The following is a 20,945-nucleotide window of genomic DNA, read 5'->3' as shown; positions in this document are numbered from 1 at the left end:
ACACACGATTCGCTGCGGGGCGCAGCTCCCACAATGATCGTGAGCAACCCAACGACCGCGTAGGAACGTCGACCTCGGCGCGAATTCGATTGTGGCCTTGCTGCAAAAACGGCGTCATACATGCGATTCGCCGCGGGGCGCAGCTCCCACAATGATCGTGAGCAAACCCACGACCGCGTAGGAGCGTCGACCTCGGCGCGAATTCGATTGTAGCCTTGCTGCAAAAACGACGTCGTACATACGATTCGCCGCGGGGGGCAGCTCCCACAATGATCGTGCGCAACCCAACGACAGCGTAGGAGCGTCGACCTCGGCGCGAATTCGATTGTGGCCTTGCTGCAAAAGCGACGTCGTACATACTATTCGCCGCGGGGCGCAGCTCCCACAATGATCGTGAGCAACCCAACGACAGCGTAGGAACGTCGACCTCGGCGCGAATTCGATTGTGGCCTTGCTGCAAAAACGACGTCGTACACACGATTCGCCGCGGGGCGCAGCTCCCACAATGATTGTGAGCAACCCAACGACCGCGTAGGAGCGTCGACCTCGGCGCGATGCGGTAGCGGCCACCCTGCAAAATCCGCAGCGTTTTCTCCATTCGCCGCGGGGCGCGGGTCCTACCGAAGCCGCCGCGGCTTGCGATATAGCCTTTAGCCTGGCAAGGCCTTCCGAGCCCTTTTCATAGCCGCCTCAGTCCGCCTGCACCGTGACCTGCTGCTGCTCCCCCAACCCGGCGATGCCCAATCTGATGGTCTGCCCGGCGCGCAGGAACACCGGGTTGGGCTTGATGCCCAGGCCCACGCCCGGCGGGGTGCCGGTGGAGATCACGTCGCCCGGCTGCAGGCTCATGCAGCGGCTCAGGTAGGCGATCAGTTGCGGCACGTTGAAGATCAGCGTGCGCGTGTTGCCCTGCTGGTAACGATGCCCGTCGACCTCCAGCCACATGTCCAGATTGTGTGGGTCGGCGATTTCGTCGCGGGTTACCAGCCAGGGGCCGAGCGGGCCGAAGGTGTCGAAGCCCTTGCCCTTGTCCCAACTGCCGCCGCGTTCGAGCTGCCATTCGCGCTCGGACACGTCGTTGATCACGCAGTAGCCGGCGACGTGGTCCATGGCGTTGGCTTCGTCGATGTAGCGCCCACCCTTGCCGATCACCACGCCCAGCTCCACTTCCCAATCGGTCTTGGTCGAGCCGCGGGGAATCTCGACGGCGTCGTTTGGCCCGCAGATGGCGCTGGTCCACTTGTTGAAGATGATCGGCTCCTCTGGCACCTCCATGCCGGACTCGGCGGCGTGGTCGGCGTAGTTGAGGCCGATGCACACGAACTTGCCGACCTGGCCGACGCAAGCGCCGATGCGCGGGCTGCCCGGCACCAGCGGCAGGCTGGCCGGGTCGAGCTGCGCCAGTGCGGCGAGGCCGGCGGGCGTCAGCACGTCGCCAGCGATATCGGCCACATGCCCGGAGAGGTCACGAATCTGGTTGTCGGCGTCCAGCAGGCCTGGCTTTTCTGCGCCCTTGGCGCCGTAACGTAGCAGTTTCATGTTGGGTCCTTGTTCAGGTTCAAGACGATCAGATGCTCATGCCGCCATCGATCACATGCAGCGCACCGGTAGTGTATGAAGACGCGTCGGAGCCGAGGTAAAGCACCAGCCGGGCGATTTCCTCGGCGCTGCCGATGCGCCCCATGGGCTGGCGGGCGAGGAATTGCCGGTACACCTGTTCCTCGGCCACGCCCTGCAGCGCGGCCTGTTCGGCGATGCGCACACGCAGCGAGGGCGACTCCACGGTGCCCGGGCAAATGGCGTTGCAACGAATGCCCTGGGCGATGTAGTCGGCGGCCACCGCCTTGGTCAGGCCGACCACCGCCGCCTTGCTGGCGGTGTAGGCGCAGCGGTTGGGCACGCCCTTGATGCTCGACGCCACCGAGGCCATGTTGATGATCGAGCCGCCGCCGCGGGCCAGCATGCCCGGCAGCGTGGCGCGAATCATCCGGTACATGGCGGTGACGTTGAGCTGCAGCGAGCGCTCCCAGGCGGCCTCGTCACACTCCAGAATGCTGCCGGCGTGCACGTAGCCCGCACAGTTGAACAGCACGTCGACCGCGCCGATCTGCTCGCTGAGCGCGGCGATGGCCTGGGGCGAGGTGACGTCGAGCTGCAGGGCGGTGAGGCCCGGCTCATCCTGCAACGTGCCGATCGCGATGTCGGTGGCGATCACCTCGGCACCCTCGGCCACGAAGGCCCTGGCGCTGGCCAGGCCAATGCCCTGGCCGGCGGCGGTGATCAGCACGCGTTTGCCGTGCAGCTCGTTCATGCTTTCTCCAGGGTCAGGTTGGTGGGCACTTCAGCCTGTGGTTTGCTGGCGGGCGTGCCGAGCATGCTGCGCGGGATGGCCATGATCAGCGCGCCGCTGACGAACAGGCAGCCAGCCAGCACGTAGGTGCCGTTGTTGATGTCGCCGGTCATGGTTTCCGCCATCGCGGTGATCATCGAGCCGGTGAAGCCGGACAGGTTGCCGAACGAGTTGATGATGCCGATGCCGGCCGCCGCGGCGATGCCGGACAGCACGGTGCCGGGCAGCGTCCAGTAGATCGGCATCAGGCTGAGGATGCCGGAGGCCGCCACGCTCAGGAACAGCACCGAGAGCACGATGTCGTGGGCGAAGTAGGCGCTGAGCATCAGCCCAACGCCGCCGATGAAGGCCGGAATCGCGGCATGCAGGCGGCGCTCGCCGGTGCGGTTGGAATGCCGCGCATTGAGCAGCATCGCCACCGCGGCCACGCCGTAGGGAATGGCGGTCAGCAGGCCGATGTGCAGGCTGCTGGTGACGCCGGCGCTCTTGATGATCGACGGCATCCAGAACGCCAGCCCGTAGAAGCCGGTGTTGAAGGTCAGCAGGATCAGCACCAGCAGCCACACCCGCGGGTTGAGGAAGGCTTCGCTCAGGCGCGAGGCCTTGCCGGTGTTGTCCTGCTGCAGGTTGGCCTTGAGCATGGCTTTCTCAGCGGCGGACAGCCACTTGGCCTTGTCGATGTTGTCGCACAGGCAAACCACGATCACCACGGCCATGACGATCGACGGCAAGCCTTCGATCAGCAGCATCCACTGCCAGCCGGACAGCCCGTGCACGCCTTGCATCGCGGTCATCAGCCAGCCCGAGAGCATGCCGCCGAGCACCAGGCTGATCGGCAGCGCCAGCAGGAAGCCGGACATCACACGGCTCTGCCGGTGGGTCGGGAACCAGTAGTTGAGGTAGAGAATCACGCCCGGGAAGAAGCCAGCTTCGCAGATGCCGAGCAGGAAACGCAGGATGTAGAACATGGTGCTCGACTGGATGCCGAAGAACTGCGCCAAGGGTACGGTGAAGGCCACGGCCATCGAGACGATGGCCCAGGTCAGCATGATGCGGGCGATCCAGAAGCGCGCGCCGAGGCGGTGCAGCAACAGGTTGCTCGGCACCTCGAACAGGAAATAGCCCCAGAAGAACATGCTCGCGCCCAGGGCGTAGACGGTGTTGCTGAACTGCAGGTCTTCGAGCATGTCCAGCTTGGCGAAGCCGATATTGACCCGATCCAGGTAGGCCGCCATGTAGCACAGCAACAGGATGGGCAGAATGCGCAGGATGACCTTGCGGTAGGTGCGATCTTCGAAGGCGCTGTCGTGGTCGCGTGCAGACGCGGCCGGATTCTCGGTACGTGGTTGCATGGTGATAACCCTTGGGCATGCGGGCATGCCTGATTGTTTTTATAGAGTTGGGCTTCGTCAGGCGGCGCCTGGCGACACTGCAGTTACAACGGGTGCGGCTCCCTGGCTGGTGGATGGGCCAGCCCAGCAGCTGGCGGCGCACCGCTGTGCAGGTATTCGACGGATATGCTGTCGACCCGACCGTGGTGGCGATGGCCGGTAATCTATGCCGCGTATCGATTCAATCCCAATGGCATTTGCTGATTAATCGATAACGCTTCGTTATCGAATCAATCTCGCTCGCGCTGTGCATTGGCGAGCAGGATGTCGGCGAACTCCCGGGCCGGGCCGAGCAACTGGTCCCCCTTTCGGGTAAGAATCCCGTAGTCCTGGGGCATCAGATAGAACGGCGTGTCGAGCTTCTTCAGCAGGCCGCCTTCCAGGTGCTCGACCACCATGGCCTCGGGCAACATGCCGATCATCGGGCCGCCCTGCAGCACCTTGAGAAAGGTCTGCATGGAGATGGTCTCGATGGTGTTGCGCGGTACCTGCACCTTGGCCTTGGCGAACACTTCCTCCATGCGCCCGCGGATCGGCGTGCCTTTGGGGTAGAGAATCCAAGGCCAGTTGACCAGCTGCTGCAGGGTCATCGGCCCGGCGTCGCACAGGGGGTGGCGGCTGTTGGCGACGATGCAGAACGGTTCCGGCGCCAGCGCCTGGAAGTCGTAGCGCTGCTGCTGGCTCTGCTCGGTGAAGCGGCCGATGGCCAGATCCAGGGTGCGCTCTTCGAGCATTTCCATCAGGTGGTCGCTGGTTTGCTCGACCACCTCGATGGCCAGCAGCGGCCAGCGCTGCTTGATCTGCACGATGGCCTCGGGCAACGCCACCGCCGTGGCGGCGAAGATGCCGCCGACCTTGAGGTGACCATGGCCGCCGGCGCTGAGGTTGTTGATCTGCTCGACGAAGGTGCGTGCATCGTTGAGCGCCAGGTGCGCATAACGCACCACCTGCGCGCCCAGCGGCGTGGGCTGCATGCTACGCGGCAGGCGCTCGAATACGGCGAAGCCGAGCAGGCTCTCGATCTCCTTGAGCATCTTGCTCAGCGCTGGCTGGCTGAGGTTCATCTGCTGCGCTGCCAGGTGCATGTTGCGGGTGCGCCCCAAGGTGTCGATAAGGGTCAGGTGGCGGAATTTGAGCCAGTTGCAGAAGCTCGAGAACGACAGATCCGACATGGCCAGCTCCAGCGATTCAATAACGGCAGGTTATTGATAATTGAAAATATGCCATTGGAGTTTATCCACATCGCCGCCTAGGGTCTGTTGGAGTTTCACGCACGGCCGCGCCGGAGCCAGTTTTTGCGCGAGGCAAGGCACGAGATGCGAAGTTTGGTGGGCCAAATGAGCCATCGAGTAACGCCGCCTCGCGCAAAAACTGGCCCGGCCCTGCGGGTTGCGCGGGAAATTTCGCCATGCGTCGTTGGAGGACTTGGCAAGGGAACAACCATTCCCTGCGTCCTCCGCCTAGCCTGGCGAGATTTCTCGCGGCAACGCGGCTCGCGTTGAAACATCAACAGACCCTAGCTTCCAGCTTTCATGCACTCCGGGATTCATCGCCATGTCGATCCGCCTCACCCCCGAAAACACCCTGCCCGCCGACGTTGCCACGGCCACGCTGATCGGCCGCGCCTGGATTCCCGGCGCCGTTGCCGGCCCCTCGCCCATCGTGCTGCGCGCCGACGGCGTGTTCGACCTGTCCGCGCGCTTCGCCACCCTTAGCCAGTTGCTGGAACTCGATGATCCGCTGCAGGCCGTGCGCGAAACCGCCGGCAGCTTCGTCGGCAGTATCGAGGCGCTGCTGGCCAACACTGGTGCCCATGCCGACCCAAGCCAGCCGTATTTGTTGGCACCGCTGGACCTGCAGGTGATCAAGGCCGCCGGAGTGACCTTCGCCGCCAGCATGATCGAGCGGGTGATCGAGGAAAAAGCCGCTGGCGACGCGAGCCGCGCCCAGAGCGTGCGCGCCATCGTGCGCGAGGCCATCGGCGACAACCTGCGCGCCGTGCGCCCCGGTTCGCCCCAGGCGATGCGCCTCAAGGAGCTGTTGATCGAGCAGAACATGTGGTCGCAGTACCTCGAAGTCGGCATCGGCCTGGACGCGGAGATCTTCACCAAGGCGCCGATCCTTTCGGCGGTGGGCAGCGCCAGCGAGATCGGCATCCACCCGATATCCCAGTGGAACAACCCGGAGCCGGAGGTGGTGCTGGCGGTCAACAGCCGCGGACAGATCCACGGCGCCACCCTGGGCAACGACGTCAACCTGCGTGACGTGGAAGGCCGCAGCGCGCTTTTGCTCAGCAAGGCCAAGGACAACAACGCCTCCTGCGCCATCGGCCCGTTCATTCGCCTGTTCGACGAACACTTCGACCTCGACGCCGTGCGCAACTGCGTGGTCGAACTGCAGGTGCAAGGCACCGACGGTTACCGGCTCACCGGCACCAGTTCGATGGACCAGATCAGCCGTGATCCGCAGGACCTGGCCAGGCAGACGCTCAACGCCTCGCACCAGTACCCGGACGGCTTCGTGCTGTTTCTCGGCACCCTTTTTGCCCCCACCGAAGACCGCGATCACCCAGGCAGCGGTTTCACCCATAAACTCGGCGACCGCGTGAGCATCAGCAGCCCGCGCCTCGGCGCCCTGCACAACCAGGTGACCACCAGCGACAAGGCCGCACCCTGGACCTTTGGCATCACCGCGCTGATCAACAACCTCAGCGCCCGCGGCCTGCTGGACTGATGCTTGTCCTTTTGGGGCACCTCTAAAAACGTTGGCGAGGCAGTCAGCGCAAGGAAAAACAGGCGAAAAAGCGGAGTTTACGTGCTGTAAATGAGCATTTTGATTGGACTCGCATTCGAGCCTGTTTTAACGCCGCGCTGACAACGCAGGTAGTTTTTAGAGCTGCCCAAGCCGATAGCCCAGCGCCACGCGATTCATTCAAGAACAAGAGAAACGAATCATGACCGATCCCAAACGCCCCCTGCGCAGCCAGCAGTGGTTCGATGATCCCGACCACGCCGACATGACCGCCATCTACGTCGAGCGCTACATGAACTACGGGCTGACCCGCGCCGAGCTGCAGTCGGGCCGGCCGATCATCGGCATCGCCCAGACCGGCAGCGACCTGACGCCCTGCAACCGCCATCACCTGGAACTGTCCCAGCGGGTCAAGGCCGGCATTCGCGATGCTGGCGGCATTCCCATGGAATTTCCGGTGCACCCGATCGCCGAGCAGAGCCGCCGCCCCACCGCCGCCCTGGATCGCAACCTCGCCTACCTGGGCCTGGTGGAAATCCTCCACGGCTACCCGCTCGACGGCGTGGTGCTGACCACCGGCTGCGACAAGACCACGCCGGCGTGCCTGATGGCCGCGGCCACCACCGACCTGCCGGCCATCGTGCTGTCCGGCGGGCCAATGCTCGACGGCCACCACAAGGGTGAGCTGATCGGCTCGGGCACCGTGCTCTGGCACGCGCGCAAGTTGATGGCCGCGGGCGAAATCGATTACGAAGGCTTCATGGAAATGACCACCGCCGCCTCGCCGTCGGTGGGCCACTGCAACACCATGGGCACGGCCCTGTCGATGAACGCCCTGGCCGAAGCGCTGGGCATGTCGCTGACCGGCTGCGCGAGCATTCCCGCGCCCTACCGCGAGCGCGGGCAGATGGCCTACGCCACTGGCCGGCGCATCTGCGAGCTGGTCATGCAGGACGTGCGCCCCTCGCAGATCATGACCCGCGAAGCCTTCGAGAACGCCATCGCCGTGGCCTCGGCCCTCGGCGCCTCGAGCAACTGCCCGCCGCACCTGATCGCCATCGCCCGGCACATGGGCATCGAGCTGAGCCTGGAAGACTGGCAACGCATCGGCGAGAGCGTGCCGCTGCTGGTCAACTGCATGCCGGCCGGCAAATACCTGGGCGAAGGCTTCCACCACGCCGGCGGCGTGCCAGCGGTGATGCACGAGCTGCAGAAGGCCGGGCGCCTGCACGAGGGCTGCATGACGGTCAACGGCCGCAGCATCGGCGAAATCGTTGAAGGCAAAGTGACCGGCAACCGCGAGGTGATCCTGCCCTACGACGAGCCGCTCAAGCACAGCGCCGGTTTCATCGTGCTCAGCGGCAACTTCTTCGATAGCGCGATCATGAAAATGTCGGTGGTCGGCGAAGCCTTCCGCAAGACCTACCTGGCCGAGCCCGGCAAGGAGAACTGTTTCGAGGCGCGGGCCATCGTCTTCGAAGGCCCCGAGGACTACCACGCGCGCATCAACGACCCGGCGCTGGATATCGACGAGCGCTGCATTCTGGTCGTACGTGGCGCTGGGCCGGTCGGTTATCCGGGCAGTGCCGAGGTGGTCAACATGGACCCGCCGGCGGCACTGATCAAACAAGGCGTCACTTCCCTGCCGTGCCTGGGCGATGGTCGGCAGAGCGGCACCTCGGCCAGCCCGTCGATTCTCAACATGTCCCCTGAAGCGGCGGTGGGCGGAGGCCTGGCGCTGCTGCAGACCAACGACGTGCTGCGCGTCGACCTCAACGCCCGTTCGGTGAACCTGCTGATCGACGACGAGGAAATGCAGCGCCGCCGCGCCGCCTGGAAGCCCAGCTACCCGGCGTCGCAAACGCCCTGGCAGGAACTTTACCGCCAACTGGTCGGCCAGCTCTCCACCGGCGGCTGCCTGGAGCCGGCCACCCTGCACATGCGCATCATCGCGCGCAGCGGCGGCATGCCGCGTCATTCGCACTAAGGGAGCCTGTCAGCAGGTATTAAAGAGGGTTTTCGCATATGAGGGGGCATGCTTGGTTGACACCGGACTGGCAAATAAGTGTTCGCTGCCGATGACTTGGCACTCTCCATTGGCCCGCCGCCTGGCCGTGTGGGTTTCGCCCCTTACGGGCGAGTCACTTTCTCTTGCTTGCCCAAGAGAAAGTAACCAAAGAGAAGGGCACCCCACCATCCGGCCCCGGCTACGCCGCGGTTCCCTCGCTCCATCACCACTCCAGGGGCGCGCTGCGAAGGGCCATCCCTGGCCCATCGCAGCTCTCGCGACATCCATGTCGCTCAACCCCTTACGCGGCGATTCCACTCGGCCTCCTGAAGGGGTTTAGGCGTCGTCTATAAGATCGCTCTTCAAGAGCAAAAACCAGACGCTACCGACTTTGATCTTGCGCAGATGTCGCAAGCTAGCGCCCCGGTCCCGTCAGGAGGCCGAGTGGAGGTGTCGTGTAGGGGGACGAGCCGCATGGATGCGGCGAGAGGCTTAATGGGCCAGGGATGGCCCATGTAAGCCGGCCCCCGGAGCGGCGCCGGAGCGAGGGAAGTTTCGCGCAGCGAAACCCGGATGTCGGGGTGCCCTTCTTTGGCACACCTTTCTTGGGCAAGCAAGAAAGGTGTGGCGCCCGTAAGGGGCGCAACACAATGGGTCAGTAGATGCGGTGATGGATAGTGCCAGGCCAGTAAGTGACACGCACACAAACTTGCCAGTCCGGTGTCAGCCCGCACCTTCCCAAACTATGCGAAGAACACAAAAAACCGCCGCCACCCAGAGGGCGGCGGCGGTGACGGCTACGCCGCGAAAACGCTTATTCGCTGACCTGAGTGCGCATCTTCTCGCTACGCCCGCGCAGCCATTCCAGGGTCAGCAGCAGCAGGATCGAGAAGCCGATCAACAGGGTCGCCGCGGCGGCGATGGTCGGGCTGAGGTTCTCGCGGATGCCGCTGAACATCTGCCGTGGCAGGGTGACCTGCTCGGGGCCGGCGAGGAACAGGGTGACCACCACTTCATCGAACGACGTGGCGAAGGCGAACAGCGCGCCGGATATTACGCCCGGTGCGATCAGCGGCAGGGTCACCCGGCGGAACGCGGTGATCGGCGAGGCACCAAGGCTGGCCGCCGCACGCACCAGGTTGTAGTTGAAGCCCTGCAGGGTCGCCGACACGGTGATGATCACGAAGGGCACGCCCAGTACCGCGTGCACCACGATCAGCGACAGGTAGCCGTTGGCCAGGCCCAGCGGTGCGAAGAACAGGTAGCTGGCAACGCCGACGATGACCACCGGCACCACCATGGGCGAGATCAGCAGGCTCATCACCAGCGCCTTGCCGCGAAACTCCGAGCGGGTCAGGCCGATCGCAGCCAGGGTGCCGAGAATCATCGCCAGCACGGTCGCCGCCGGGGCGATGATCATGCTGTTTTTGAGGGCGCGCATCCAGCCGGCCGAGCCGAAGAAGTCCTCGTACCAGCGCATCGAGAACCCTTGCATCGGGTAGATCAGAAAGGTGCCGGAGTTGAACGACAGCGGCACGATGACCAGGATCGGCAGCACCAGAAACAACAGCACCAGGCCGCAGAGCAGGCGCAGACCGTAGTACCAGGCGCGCTCAACAGGAGACATGTAGGGGCTCAGCATTTTCTATTCTCCATTCCATAAGCAGGTCGCTGAAAAACTACCTGCGTTGCCGCTACTTCGTTGAACCTTCCTCGAAATGCTCATGTACAAAAGTACACTCCGCTTTCTCGTCTCGTTCGCCTCGTAGCGGCTGCCTCGCTAACGTTTTTCAATCGACTGCTAACCCAGACGCAACCGACCCGCACCCACCAGCCAGCTGTAAACCACGTAGAGCAGCAGCGTGGCGACCAGCAGCAAGCCGCCCAGCGCGGTGGCCATGCCCCAGTTGATGGTGGTGTTGGTGTAGAAGGCGACGAAGTAGCTGACCATCTGGTCGCTCGGGCTGCCGAGCAGCGCAGGCGTGATGTAGTAGCCGATGGACAGGATGAACACCAGCAGGCAACCAGCGCCGACACCGGCCAGGGTCTGCGGGAAGTACACCCGCCAGAAGCTGGCGAATGGGTGACAGCCCAGGGAAATCGCGGCGCGCATGTAGGTCGGCGAAATGCCCTTCATGACGCTGTAGATCGGCAGGATCATGAACGGCAGCATGATGTGCACCATGGAGATGTACACCCCGGCGCGGTTGAACACCAGCTCCAGCGGCTGGTCGATCAGCCCCAGCTTGATCAGCGCCGAGTTGATCAGCCCGCCGGACTGCAACAGCACGATCCACGCCGCCACGCGCACCAGGATCGAGGTCCAGAACGGCAGCAGCACCATGATCATCAGCAGGTTGCCTTGGCGGGTCGGCAGGTTGGCCAAGAGATAGGCCAGCGGATAGGCCAGCGCCAGGCAGATGGCGGTGATCACCGCGCCCATCCAGAAGGTGCGGGCGAAGATGTCGAGATAAATGGCCTGGTCCGGTGTGGTCTTGACCACGGCGCCGGAGTCGTCGATGCGATGGTCCAGCGCAGCGAGCAGGTAATAGGACGTCCAGGAACTGCTGTTACGGCGAATCACCTGCCAGTAGGCGGGGTCGCCCCAACGCTCGTCGAAGGACTCCAGCGCATCCTTGTAGGAAGCAGGCTCGGCTTCGAACGGCAGCGAGCGGCCGGTCTTGGCCAGCAGGCTGCGGTAGCCGGCCAGCTCCATGTTCAGGCGCTTGGACAGGTCGCCCAGCTTCTGCTGTTCGCGGGCGTCGGCCAGGTCCAGCGCCAGTGCCTTGTAGACGGGCTCTTCGGGCAGGCCGCGGCCGTCCCAGCCGTCGATGGCTTCGACGGTGCGCGGCAGCGAGCCGACCACGTCCGGGTTATCCACGCTGCGGTTGAGCAGCGCCACGATCGGCACCAGAAAGGTGAACACGAGAAACAGCACCAACGGCAGGATCAGGGCCTGGGATTTCAGGCGATTCATCCGCTCGGCGCGCGCCAGCCGCTGCTTGAGCGTAGGGCCGGCGACCTCGGCATTGGGCACTGCTAGGGCCATGGGGATAACTCCGGTGAAGCCAATAAGAATTCGGGGGTAAAGCCGGAGCGCCGATACGCCAGCGCTCCGTGAAGCGAAGGGGCAAGGCGCTCACGCCCTGCCCCGCTGCGCGCCGTTACTTGGCGGCCCAGGCGTTGAAACGCTGCTCCAGCACTTCGCCGAAGTCGGCCCAGAAGGTCACGTCCATGGCCACCTGGTTGGCGATGTTCTGCGGTGCGGTCGGCAGGTCGGCGGCGACCTTGGCGTCAAGCAGGTCGACCGCTTTCGGATTCACCGGGCCGTAGGCGATGTTTTCCGAGTAGGTCTTCTGGTTTTCCGGCTGCAAGGTGTAGGCGATGAATTTCATGGCCTCGTCCTTGTTCTTGGCGCCCTTCGGGATGGCCCAGGCGTCGAAGTCGTAGATGCCACCGTCCCATACCACTTTCAGGCTGCTGCCCTCTTTCTGGGTGGCGGCGATGCGGCCGTTGTAGGCCGAGCTCATGACCACGTCGCCCGAGGCGAGGTACTGCGGCGGCTGGGCGCCGGCTTCCCACCACTGGATGTAGGGCTTGAGCTCGTCGAGTTTCTTGAACGCGCGCTCCTGGCCGTCCTTGCTCGCCAATACCTTGTAGACGTCTTTCGGCGCGACGCCGTCGGCCATCAGGGCGAATTCGAGGGTGTACTTGGCGCCCTTGCGCAGGCCGCGCTTGCCCGGGAATTTCTTCACGTCCCAGAAATCCGCCCAACTGGTCGGCGCGGTGCTCAGCTTGTCGGCGTTGTAGGCCATGACGGTCGACCAGACGAAGAAGCCGACGCCGCACATCGAGGCAGCGCCCGGCACCAGGGCCTTCTTGTCACCGACTACCGCGTAGTCGATCTCTTCGAACAGGTCTTCGTCGCAACCACGGGCCAGCTCGGGGGATTCGACCTCGACCAGGTCCCAGGATACGCTGTTGGTGTCGACCATGGCTTTGACCTTGGCCATCTCGCCGTTGTACTCGCCGGCGATGATCTTGCCGTTACCGGCCGCTTCCCACGGCTGGTAGTAGGCCTTGACCTGGGCGTCCTTGTTGGCGCCACCGAAGTTGATGACGGTGAGGTCTGCAGCGTGAACCTGTGCAGCGCAGACCAGGCCCAGTGTCAGCGCGGAAAGGGAGAATATCTTCGACATTTTTATGTTGGCTCCAAGTGCTGTGGTAATGCGCAAAACGCCGATCATTCCGCCGACAGCGGATCGAGGGCGCGAACGTGCTCGACCTGCCAGCCGAGCGGGATCACATCACCGACCGCGAGCGCAGGATCGAGCTCGGCAATCGGCTGTTTGACGAAGAAGTCGGTCTTGCCACAGACCTCCAGGCGCACACGCACGTGGTCGCCCAGGTAGATGAATTCCGATACACGGCCGGAGAAGCGGTTATCGCAGCCCTCGGCCGCAGCGTTCAGGCGGATGCGCTCGGGGCGGATCGACAGGCTGACGGCGTCGCCGGGCTGGCCGACGTTGACCGCCAGTGCCTGAACCTTCTCGCCCCGGCCCAGTTGCACGGTGCAGGTGTCGCCCGTGCGCTCGACCAGCTCGCCGGCGAAGCGGTTGTTCTCGCCGATGAACTGCGCCACGAAGGTGTTGCGCGGCGACTCGTAGAGCTCGCGCGGCGGGGCGATCTGCTGGATTTCGCCCTGGTGGAACACGGCGACGCGGTCGGACATGGTCAGCGCTTCGCTCTGGTCGTGGGTCACGTACACCACCGTCACGCCCAGGCGCTGGTGGATGTGCTTGATCTCCATCTGCATGTGCTCACGCAGTTGCTTGTCGAGCGCACCGAGGGGCTCGTCCATCAGCACCAGCTGCGGCTCGAACACCAGCGCACGGGCCAGGGCCACACGCTGCTGCTGGCCGCCGGAGAGCTGTGCGGGATAGCGACCGGCGAAGGCGTCCAACTGCACCATGGACAGGGAGCGCTTGACCTTCTCGCCGACGTCGGCCTTGCTCATGCCGCGCACGCTGAGCGGGAAGGCCAGGTTCTCGGCCACCGTCATGTGCGGGAACAGGGCGTAGTTCTGAAACACCATGCCGATGTCGCGCTTGTGCGGCGGCACGTTGTTCAGGCGCTTGCCGGCCAGGGTGATCTCACCGGCGGTGGGCGTCTCGAAGCCGGCCAGCATCATCAGGCTGGTGGTCTTGCCGGAGCCGGACGGCCCGAGCAGGGTCAGGAACTCGCCCTTGCGAATATCCAGATTGAGATCTTTGACGATCAGGTTCTCGCCGTCGTAGCTCTTTTGCACGCCACGAAAGCTGACCAGGATGTCGCTCGAAGAAGTGTCGCCCATCACCGCACCTGCCTGTTGTTCTACCGTGCCCCAAGACTAGAACTGGCGTTTGAAGCTGGAAATCGGGCGTGCTGACACTTTGCTATAAGGCAGGCGGAAAGACGCTTGTAGGGCAATCCCTACAGCGATGTCGCGATTGGATAAGTACCGGCGTGACAGTGATGGTGCCATGCGGCGCCGCGCCGCAGAGCATGTCGCGGATGGATATGCGGCGCGCTCAGAGCCTGTTCAAAGTCTCGCGAGCTAGAGCAATGCAAGGCCTAGGCGGCCCCGCAAAAACAGGCGAGGACCGGTCGGAGTCGCGCTCGACTTTACGAACTGTAAATGAGCAGTACTCGCTTCGCTCGCCCTCCGGGCCGCGCTAAAGCGCGTTAGCCGCAAGCGGCTTGCCGAGCCTGTTTTTAACGCGGCAGTGCCGAAGTGCAGCAGACTTTGAACAGGTTCTCAGACCAGCTTGTGCTCGACCGCGTAACGCACCAGATCCGCCACCGAATGCAGGTTGAGCTTCTGCATCAGACGAGCCTTGTGGGTGCTGATGGTCTTGCTGCTGAGCGCCAGGTGGGCGGCGATCTCGTTGACGCCCTCGCCCTGCACCAGGCGCTCGAACACCGAGAACTCGCGCTCCGATAGCAGCGCATGGGGAGGTCGGGAGTCGGTCAGGCCGACCTCGAAGACCATGCGGTCGGCCAGCTCGGGGTCGATGTAGCGCCCGCCGCCGGCGACCTTTCGGATTGCGGTGAGCAGCAGTGCCGGGTCGCTGTCCTTGGTGGCATAACCCGCCGCACCGATCTTCAGGGCGCGGGCGGCCATCTGCGCCTCGTCGTGCATCGACAGCACCAGAATTGCTGGTGCCTGGCTCAACGCACGAATCCGCGGAATCGCCTCCAGGCCGTTGACGCCGGGCATGGAGATATCCAGCAGCACCACTTCGCACGGCGTGTGCCGCAGGGTTTCCAGCAACTGCTCGCCATTGCTCGCTTCGCCGACCACTTGCAGGTCACGGGCCATGCCGATCAGCTGCTTGATGCCCTCGCGGACGATGGTGTGGTCTTCGGCCACCAGTACTCGGATCACGCGCTCAACCTCCTATTCATCGGCTGCACACTCGTTCAGCGGCACCCGTACGCGCAACAGAGTACCTTCGCCGGGCCGGCTGTCGAGGCTCAATTGCCCGCCGAGCATCAGCACCCGCTCGCGCATGCCCACCAGGCCGAAGGAGTCGGCGCGTATGGCGGCCGGATCGAAGCCGCGACCGTCGTCGCTGATCGACAGGCGCAGGCTGTCGCCCAGCAGCTCCAGGCGCACCGTCACCGTGTGCGCCTGGGCATGGCGCATGACGTTGGTCAGCGATTCCTGAAGGATGCGGAACAGCCCGGTAGCCTTGGCGTCGCTCAGCGGCGGCACGTGCTCGGGCACTTCGACCAGGCACGGGATCTGCGTGCGCGCTTCGAAACGCCGCGCCTGCCATTCGATGGCCGAGGCGATACCGGCGTCGAGAATCGGCGGGCGCAAGGCAGTGGCCACGTCGCGCACCAGTTGGAACAGGTTGGCGATCAGCTTTTTCATGTTGTCCAGGCGCTCGCGCAGGCCGGGGTCGAGGTCGGCGAACCCCAACTCGCACATCGAGGTTTCCAGCTTGAGTACGGTGAGCACCTGGCCGAGTTCGTCGTGCACCTCGCGGGCGATTCGCGCCTTTTCCTCTTCGCGCACGCTTTCCAGGTGCGCGGACAGATCGCGCAGGCGCACCTGGGATTCGGCCAGCGCCAGCTCGTTGCGCTTGTTGTCGCTGATGTCCCAGACCACGCCGTCCCAGATCACCCGGCCGTCGGCCAGGCGCCGGGCCATGGCTTTGATGTCGACCCAGCGCGACTCGCCGGTGTGGGTGAGCATGCGCCCCTGCCAGTGCCAGTCGCTGTCGCTGTCGAAGGCCTGTTCCTGGACGCGATGGTAATCGGCCTTGTCGTCCGGGTGCACCAGGCTGCGCAGGCCGTGATCGGGGGCCAGGAGGGTGGACGCCCGATAGCCGACCAGGCTCTCGCTGCCCTCGCCGATAAAGGCGAACAGCGCCGGATCCCCCGGTCGCGCGCGCTCCAGGCGAAACACCACGCCGGGCACGTTGGAGGCGATACCCTGCAGGCGCGCCTCGCTCTCCTGCAAGGCAGCCAGGGCGCGGCGACGCTCGGTGACATCGGTGATGAACACCACCAGGTACTCGGTATCGCGGTACTGCAGAAAGCTCAACGACACGTCCACTGGCAGGCGGCTGCCGTCGGCGCGCAGGCATTCGGTCTCGAAACTCGGCGGTCGCTCGTCGCCCCTGCGCGCCAGACGCCACAGGTTGAGCCAGCGGTCCATGCTCATCCCCGGTTCGAAATCGCTGAGCGGCCGATCCACCAGGCCGCCACTGCGATAACCGAGCATGGTTTCGGCGGCGTGGTTGGCGTAGCGCACGTGGCTGTCCCAGTTGACCCAGAGGATGCCTACCGTGCTGTTGTCGATGGAGAACTGCGACAGGCGCAGGGCATCGCGGGCGATCTCGCGCAGCTCGACCTCATGGCGCGCGGCAAGCAGGCGAAACTCCAGGGTGTCACGCTGGCGCCGCAGCCACAGCGCCAGCAGCAGCGCAAACACCAACAGCAGACCGAGCAGCAGGCTGATGCCACGCCAGAAGCTCGACGAGCTTTCCTGCTGCAGGTAGCTCGGCGGCAACCAGCGGTTGTGCAGATCATCGAGCTCCCGCGCCGAGACGCTGCGCAGGGCGACGTCGACGATCGCCGACAGCTCAGGCAGATCACGCCGGGTGGCTATCCGCAGCAACTGCGGAAAGCCGATATCGCCAACGATGGCCAGGCCGAGAAACTCCGGTTCCCTGGCCAGGCGCCCCAGCTGGGCTTCGTCGAGCACCGCATAGCTGGCCTGCTGGTTGAGCACCCGCTGCAGCGCCTGGCGCGGTGAGTTGGTGACGTCCAGCTTGAGTTTCGGGTAGCTGCTGCGCAGGTAGTCGAGCACCGCGTCGGAAACCTTCAGGGCAACCGGTGAGCGGGCGTCGAGCTGCTCGAGGTCGACCGCGCCGCCGCTGTCGCGCTCGCCGATCAGCAGATGGGATACACGCAGAAACGGGTCGGAAAACACCCAATGTTTCAGCCCGGCCGGCGTCTGGCTGAGGCCCGCAGCCAGGTCGAGCTGGTCGTTACGCAGCGCCTGCTCCAACTCCTCAAGCGTCTGGAAGGTGCGCCAGCGCACCTGTACGCCCATCAGCGCGGCCAGGGTAGTGACGATCTCCACATTGGCGCCGGTCAGGCGATGCAGGCGGCGGTCGAGCTGGGCATAGGGTGGCTGCAGCACCACGCCGGCGCGCAGTACAGGATGGTCGGCAAGCCAGCGTTGCTGCGTCGTATCGAAGATCGCCGCCGGCGCCGCTGGTGGCTGATCGGCCCACAGCGCCGTGGGCAGGCTCACTATCAATAGAAACAGCCAACGGTGGATCATGCACAGGCACCGGAAAGATTGAGAGGCCGCCGGGCGAGAGGACCGGGGCAGACGCTGCCATTAAGCACCATCAGAATCTGACAAATCCACGACAAGTGATTAGGCTGGCCTCATTCCCCTTGCAGGCCTTGCCATGATCCGTCTTCGCCACCTGCCCCGCTATGCCCTGTGCCTGTGCCTGAGCCTGCTGGCCGGCGCCCTAGTCGTGCATGCCGAACAGAGCCCGCCCGCCGAAGGCGCCGACAAGGGCGAGGCCAAGCCCGAGCAACGGGCGCCGCTGACCGAGCGCAGCGACCTGGAGGCCTCGGCCCTGGAGCGCCAGCTGGCAGCCAGCGAACAGCAGCAGCTCGACGCCGCCGGCTCGACCTTTCTGGCCCTTTGGCGACCGGCCAACGACCCGGCGCCCATGGGCGCGGTGATCCTGCTGCCAGGCGACGATGAAAGCGCCGACGCGCCACCGACCGTCGGGCCGCTGCGCCGCAAAATTCCGGACGCCGGCTGGCATAGCCTCAGCCTGACCCTGCCGGACCCGCAGGGCGCCAACCTGCCCGTGCGCCTCGTCGAGCCAGCCGCGGGCGGCGCCGACAAAGCTGCGCAGCCCGGCGCCGAGAAAGCGCCGGAACCCACCGCGCCAGCGCCCGCCAACGAGGCGCCATCGCCTGACGCCGAAGCGGCCCGCGCGGCTCACGTCGAGCGGGTCTTTGCCCGTATCGATGCCGGCATCGCCTTTGCCGGGCAGCAGCAGGCCAAGGTCGTGGTGCTGCTTGGCCACGGCAGTGGCGCCTACTGGGCGGCGCGCTACATCGCCGAGCGCAAGCCCGCCAACGTGACCCACCTGGTGTTGGTGGACACCCGCCAGCCGGAAGGCTTCGACGCGCCATTCAATGACCTGCTGGCGCAGCTCACTGCCAAGGTCGGCGACTTCTATTACCGCGACAGCGCCAGCGCGCGGCAAGCGGCACTGGCACGCAAGCAACTGAGTCAGCGCCAGAAACAGCCCGCACTGGTGCAGATCAGCCTGGATGCCTTGCCGGGTAATCCCGATGTCGCCCAGGAACAGCTGTTCCGACGCCTGCGCGGCTGGCTGGACAAGCACGCCGGCGGCGCCAAGTAGCCGCCCTAGCGGAAGCCGCGGCGCTGACGAATCAGCGCATAGGCATTGTGCAGCTCGCGGGTCGCCTCGGTGGCCTCGCGCACTTTCTCGGGCGCCGCGCCGCTGCCGGCCATCTTGTCGGGGTGATGGCGGCTGAGCAGGCGGCGATAGGCCTTTTTGATCTGCTGGACGTCACTATCGGCGGTCACGCCAAGCAGGCGCAGTGCCTGTTGATAGCTGTCGGCAGCTGCGGTCGGCGGGCCGCGGCGCGGTGAGTAGGCGTCGCTAAGCGCCTCCTGGGCCTCGACGGCGATCCCCAGCCACTTGCCCCACAACAGGATCAGCTCGCGCTCGGCCTGGCCCACCTTGCCGTCGGCCCAGGCCATACGCCAACACGCGCGCAGCAGTTCCTGGGCCTCGTCACGGCGGCGCAGTAGCGGGCCACGCAGGTTGTCCTGACCGGTCTTGCCCCGCGAGAACGCTTCGATGGCTGCCGCCCTACCGGCTTCGCCTAGCGCCAGGCGCTGCATTTCTGCACGGGCCTGGCGAATGTGCGCCTGCTGAACCACGCCATCGCTCTTGGCCAGACGGCCGAGCATGACGAACAACAAGGCGTCATCGCGTACGGCGGGCTTGCCGACCAGCCGCTCGCCCAGGGTCTTCCAGCCACGCAAGCCGAGGCGTCGATCCAGCACCTGGCCGAGCAGGCCGCCGAGCAGCAGCCCAGGAATGCTCGCCAGGGCGAAGCCGGCCAACGCGCCCACCAAGGTCAGCGGCCAGTACATATCAGCGCTCGCCCTGCAGCAGCGATTCCACCTCGGCCAGGCGCTCGTGGGTGCCGACATCCACCCAGCGTCCGGTGAAGAGCTCACCCGTCACGTGCTGGCAGGTCATCGCTTCCCTGAGCAGCGGCGCGAGCTTGAATGCACCAGGCAGGCAGCCCGCGAACAATGCTGGGCTGAGCACGGCAATACCGCTGTAGGTCAGGCTGGCGTCACCGGCTCCGGCATCCGCCACGAGCCCCTCTGCAAGGCGGAAGTCGCCCGCTGGATGGTGGACCGGGTTATCCACCAGCACCAGGTGCGCTGTTTCGCTGAACGGCCTGCGCAGGGTCGAAAAATCGAAATCGGTGAAGATATCGCCGTTGACTACCACAAATGGCTCGTCACCGAGCAACGGCAACGCCTTGAAAATGCCGCCACCGGTTTCCAGCGGCTCACCTTCAGCCGAGTAGCGAATGCGCATGTCGTAGCGCTCGCCATCGCCCAGATAATCTTCGATCTGCTGGCCGAGCCAGGCATGATTGACCACCAGTTCGGTGAAGCCGGCGCGCGCCAAAGCGCGCACGTGATATTCGATCAGCGGCACGCCGGCAGCGCGTACCAGCGGCTTGGGCGTGTGCAAGGTCAGCGGTCGCAGCCGCTCGCCCTTGCCGGCAGCCAGAATCATCGCCTTCATCGATTGGCCTCCGCGGCGCCTTTCAATTGCCCGATCAGCTGGCCGAGCTCGGCCAACTCCGGGCGCCGCACGAGCACGTCATCTATATAGGCGAAGAAGCGCGGCACGTCGGCCAGGTATCGTGGCTTGCCGTCACGATGGCAGATGCGCGCGAAGATGCCGATCACCTTGAGGTGGCGTTGCACGCCCATCAGGTCACTGGCACGCAGGAAGTCCGCCAGCTCACCGTGTACGGGAACGCCGGCAGCGCGGGCCTTGTGCCAGTAGCCTTCCAACCAGCCCTGCACGCGCGCCTGGGGCCAACTGAGGAAAGCATCCTTGAACAGACTGGTGATGTCGTAGGTGACCGGCCCGTAGACGGCGTCCTGAAAATCCAGCACGCCGGGATTGGGCTCGCTGATCATCAGATTGCGCGGCATGTAGTCGCGGTGCACCAGCACCTTGGGCTGCGCCAGGGCGCTGTCGATCAACAGCGTGGAGATACGCTGCCAGACGGCCTGCTGATCGGCATTCAGGGTAAGGCCGAGCTCGCGGGCAACGTACCAATCCGGAAACAATTGCAGCTCGCGGCGCAGCAGGGCGTCGTCGTAGTGCGGCAAGTCGGCGTCCATCGGCAATTGCTGATAGGCCAGCAAGGCATCGATGGCGGGCGCGAACAGCTGATCGGCATTGTCGCTATCGATCACGTCCAGGTAGGTCTGGCGGCCCAGATCACTGAGCAACAGAAAGCCCTGTTCGAGATCCGCCCCGTGGATCTGCGGCACGTTCAGGTCGGCACGGGCCAGCAGATTGGCCACCTCGACGAATGGCTGGCAGTTCTCCTGCGGCGGCGGCGCGTCCATCACGATCAGGCTGCGTGCGGCCGCCTCCCAGCGGAAATATCGGCGAAAACTGGCATCGCTGCTGGCCGGCTGCAGCACCGCATCCGGCACCTGGCCCCAGCCATTGGTAGCGAACAGAGCCTGCAGCTGCGGCTCGAGCCATTGCTGCAGGCGTTGCAAACGTACATCGTGATCAGGCATTGCAAGGGTCTCCGACGGCGCTAGCCGTTG

General features: G+C 64.9%; 16 protein-coding genes. 3 read left to right on the top strand and 13 right to left on the bottom strand.

Going from position 1 to position 20,945, the window contains the following annotated elements:
• Nucleotides 1-690: 690 nt before the first annotated feature.
• From BVH06_RS09380 to BVH06_RS09365, 4 genes are all read right to left on the bottom strand, one after another.
• Nucleotides 691-1,539: an ureidoglycolate lyase gene (locus tag BVH06_RS09380; RefSeq protein WP_075933870.1), complete on the bottom strand. Its 849-nt coding sequence runs from the start codon at nucleotides 1,537-1,539 to the stop codon at nucleotides 691-693.
• A 28-nt stretch (nucleotides 1,540-1,567) separates the two neighbouring features.
• Nucleotides 1,568-2,311: an SDR family oxidoreductase gene (locus BVH06_RS09375; protein ID WP_075933869.1), complete on the bottom strand. Its 744-nt coding sequence runs from the start codon at nucleotides 2,309-2,311 to the stop codon at nucleotides 1,568-1,570.
• On the bottom strand, nucleotides 2,308-3,702 hold the full coding sequence (locus tag BVH06_RS09370; RefSeq protein ID WP_075929299.1) for an MFS transporter: 1,395 nt from the start codon (nucleotides 3,700-3,702) through the stop codon (nucleotides 2,308-2,310). Before BVH06_RS09370 ends, BVH06_RS09375 begins: the two co-directional genes overlap by 4 nt.
• Nucleotides 3,703-3,971: 269 nt before the next feature.
• A complete protein-coding gene (locus BVH06_RS09365) occupies nucleotides 3,972-4,913 on the bottom strand; it encodes a LysR family transcriptional regulator (RefSeq protein WP_075929300.1) in 942 nt (313 codons plus the stop codon).
• 382 nt (nucleotides 4,914-5,295) lie between these two features.
• Between BVH06_RS09365 and BVH06_RS09360 the strand changes: the two genes are divergently transcribed.
• Together BVH06_RS09360 and BVH06_RS09355 are read left to right on the top strand one after the other, a co-directional pair.
• The gene (locus BVH06_RS09360) at nucleotides 5,296-6,474 is read left to right on the top strand and encodes a fumarylacetoacetate hydrolase family protein (RefSeq protein WP_075933868.1); all 1,179 of its coding nucleotides are present in this window, start codon (nucleotides 5,296-5,298) and stop codon (nucleotides 6,472-6,474) included.
• Between the two features lie 220 nt (nucleotides 6,475-6,694).
• On the top strand, nucleotides 6,695-8,479 hold the full coding sequence (locus BVH06_RS09355) for an IlvD/Edd family dehydratase (RefSeq protein ID WP_075933867.1): 1,785 nt from the start codon (nucleotides 6,695-6,697) through the stop codon (nucleotides 8,477-8,479).
• 835 nt (nucleotides 8,480-9,314) lie between these two features.
• Here BVH06_RS09355 and BVH06_RS09345 read toward each other — a convergent pair.
• The 6 genes from BVH06_RS09345 to BVH06_RS09320 all read right to left on the bottom strand — a co-directional run bounded on the left by BVH06_RS09345 (nucleotide 9,315) and on the right by BVH06_RS09320 (nucleotide 17,342).
• Nucleotides 9,315-10,142, bottom strand: coding sequence for an ABC transporter permease (locus BVH06_RS09345; RefSeq protein ID WP_075933866.1), 828 nt, complete (start codon nucleotides 10,140-10,142; stop codon nucleotides 9,315-9,317).
• 159 nt (nucleotides 10,143-10,301) lie between these two features.
• The gene (locus tag BVH06_RS09340) at nucleotides 10,302-11,549 is read right to left on the bottom strand and encodes an ABC transporter permease (RefSeq protein ID WP_075932221.1); all 1,248 of its coding nucleotides are present in this window, start codon (nucleotides 11,547-11,549) and stop codon (nucleotides 10,302-10,304) included.
• 115 nt (nucleotides 11,550-11,664) lie between these two features.
• A complete protein-coding gene (locus tag BVH06_RS09335; RefSeq protein WP_075932222.1) occupies nucleotides 11,665-12,699 on the bottom strand; it encodes an ABC transporter substrate-binding protein in 1,035 nt (344 codons plus the stop codon).
• Nucleotides 12,700-12,743: 44 nt separating this feature from the next.
• Nucleotides 12,744-13,853 carry an ABC transporter ATP-binding protein gene (locus BVH06_RS09330; protein ID WP_075932223.1) on the bottom strand — a complete coding sequence of 370 codons (1,110 nt, stop codon included), beginning with the start codon at nucleotides 13,851-13,853 and terminating at the stop codon, nucleotides 12,744-12,746.
• A 444-nt stretch (nucleotides 13,854-14,297) separates the two neighbouring features.
• Nucleotides 14,298-14,927 carry a response regulator transcription factor gene (locus tag BVH06_RS09325; protein WP_075932224.1) on the bottom strand — a complete coding sequence of 210 codons (630 nt, stop codon included), beginning with the start codon at nucleotides 14,925-14,927 and terminating at the stop codon, nucleotides 14,298-14,300.
• 12 nt (nucleotides 14,928-14,939) lie between these two features.
• On the bottom strand, nucleotides 14,940-17,342 hold the full coding sequence (locus tag BVH06_RS09320; RefSeq protein ID WP_075933865.1) for a PAS domain S-box protein: 2,403 nt from the start codon (nucleotides 17,340-17,342) through the stop codon (nucleotides 14,940-14,942).
• A gap of 133 nt (nucleotides 17,343-17,475) precedes the next feature.
• Here BVH06_RS09320 and BVH06_RS09315 point away from each other — a divergent pair, with 133 nt between their 5' ends.
• Nucleotides 17,476-18,456: an alpha/beta hydrolase family protein gene (locus BVH06_RS09315; protein ID WP_075933864.1), complete on the top strand. Its 981-nt coding sequence runs from the start codon at nucleotides 17,476-17,478 to the stop codon at nucleotides 18,454-18,456.
• 5 nt (nucleotides 18,457-18,461) lie between these two features.
• Here the strand turns inward: BVH06_RS09315 and BVH06_RS09310 are convergent, their stop codons facing one another.
• The 3 genes from BVH06_RS09310 to BVH06_RS09300 are packed head-to-tail and all read right to left on the bottom strand — an operon-like array spanning nucleotide 18,462 to nucleotide 20,915.
• The gene (locus BVH06_RS09310) at nucleotides 18,462-19,220 is read right to left on the bottom strand and encodes a DnaJ domain-containing protein (protein ID WP_075933863.1); all 759 of its coding nucleotides are present in this window, start codon (nucleotides 19,218-19,220) and stop codon (nucleotides 18,462-18,464) included.
• Nucleotide 19,221: 1 nt separating this feature from the next.
• A complete protein-coding gene (gene murU / locus BVH06_RS09305; protein WP_075933862.1) occupies nucleotides 19,222-19,893 on the bottom strand; it encodes an N-acetylmuramate alpha-1-phosphate uridylyltransferase MurU in 672 nt (223 codons plus the stop codon).
• Nucleotides 19,890-20,915: an aminoglycoside phosphotransferase family protein gene (locus tag BVH06_RS09300; protein WP_075933861.1), complete on the bottom strand. Its 1,026-nt coding sequence runs from the start codon at nucleotides 20,913-20,915 to the stop codon at nucleotides 19,890-19,892. The genes murU and BVH06_RS09300 overlap by 4 nt, the downstream gene beginning before the upstream one ends.
• Nucleotides 20,916-20,945 lie beyond the last annotated feature (30 nt).

The organism is Pseudomonas sp. PA27(2017), from assembly GCF_001945445.1.
In the GTDB taxonomy this organism is placed as follows: Bacteria; Pseudomonadota; Gammaproteobacteria; order Pseudomonadales; family Pseudomonadaceae; genus Aquipseudomonas.
The sequence above is the reverse complement of the archived record's forward strand: the minus strand, read 5'-3'. Positions and strand labels throughout refer to the sequence as shown.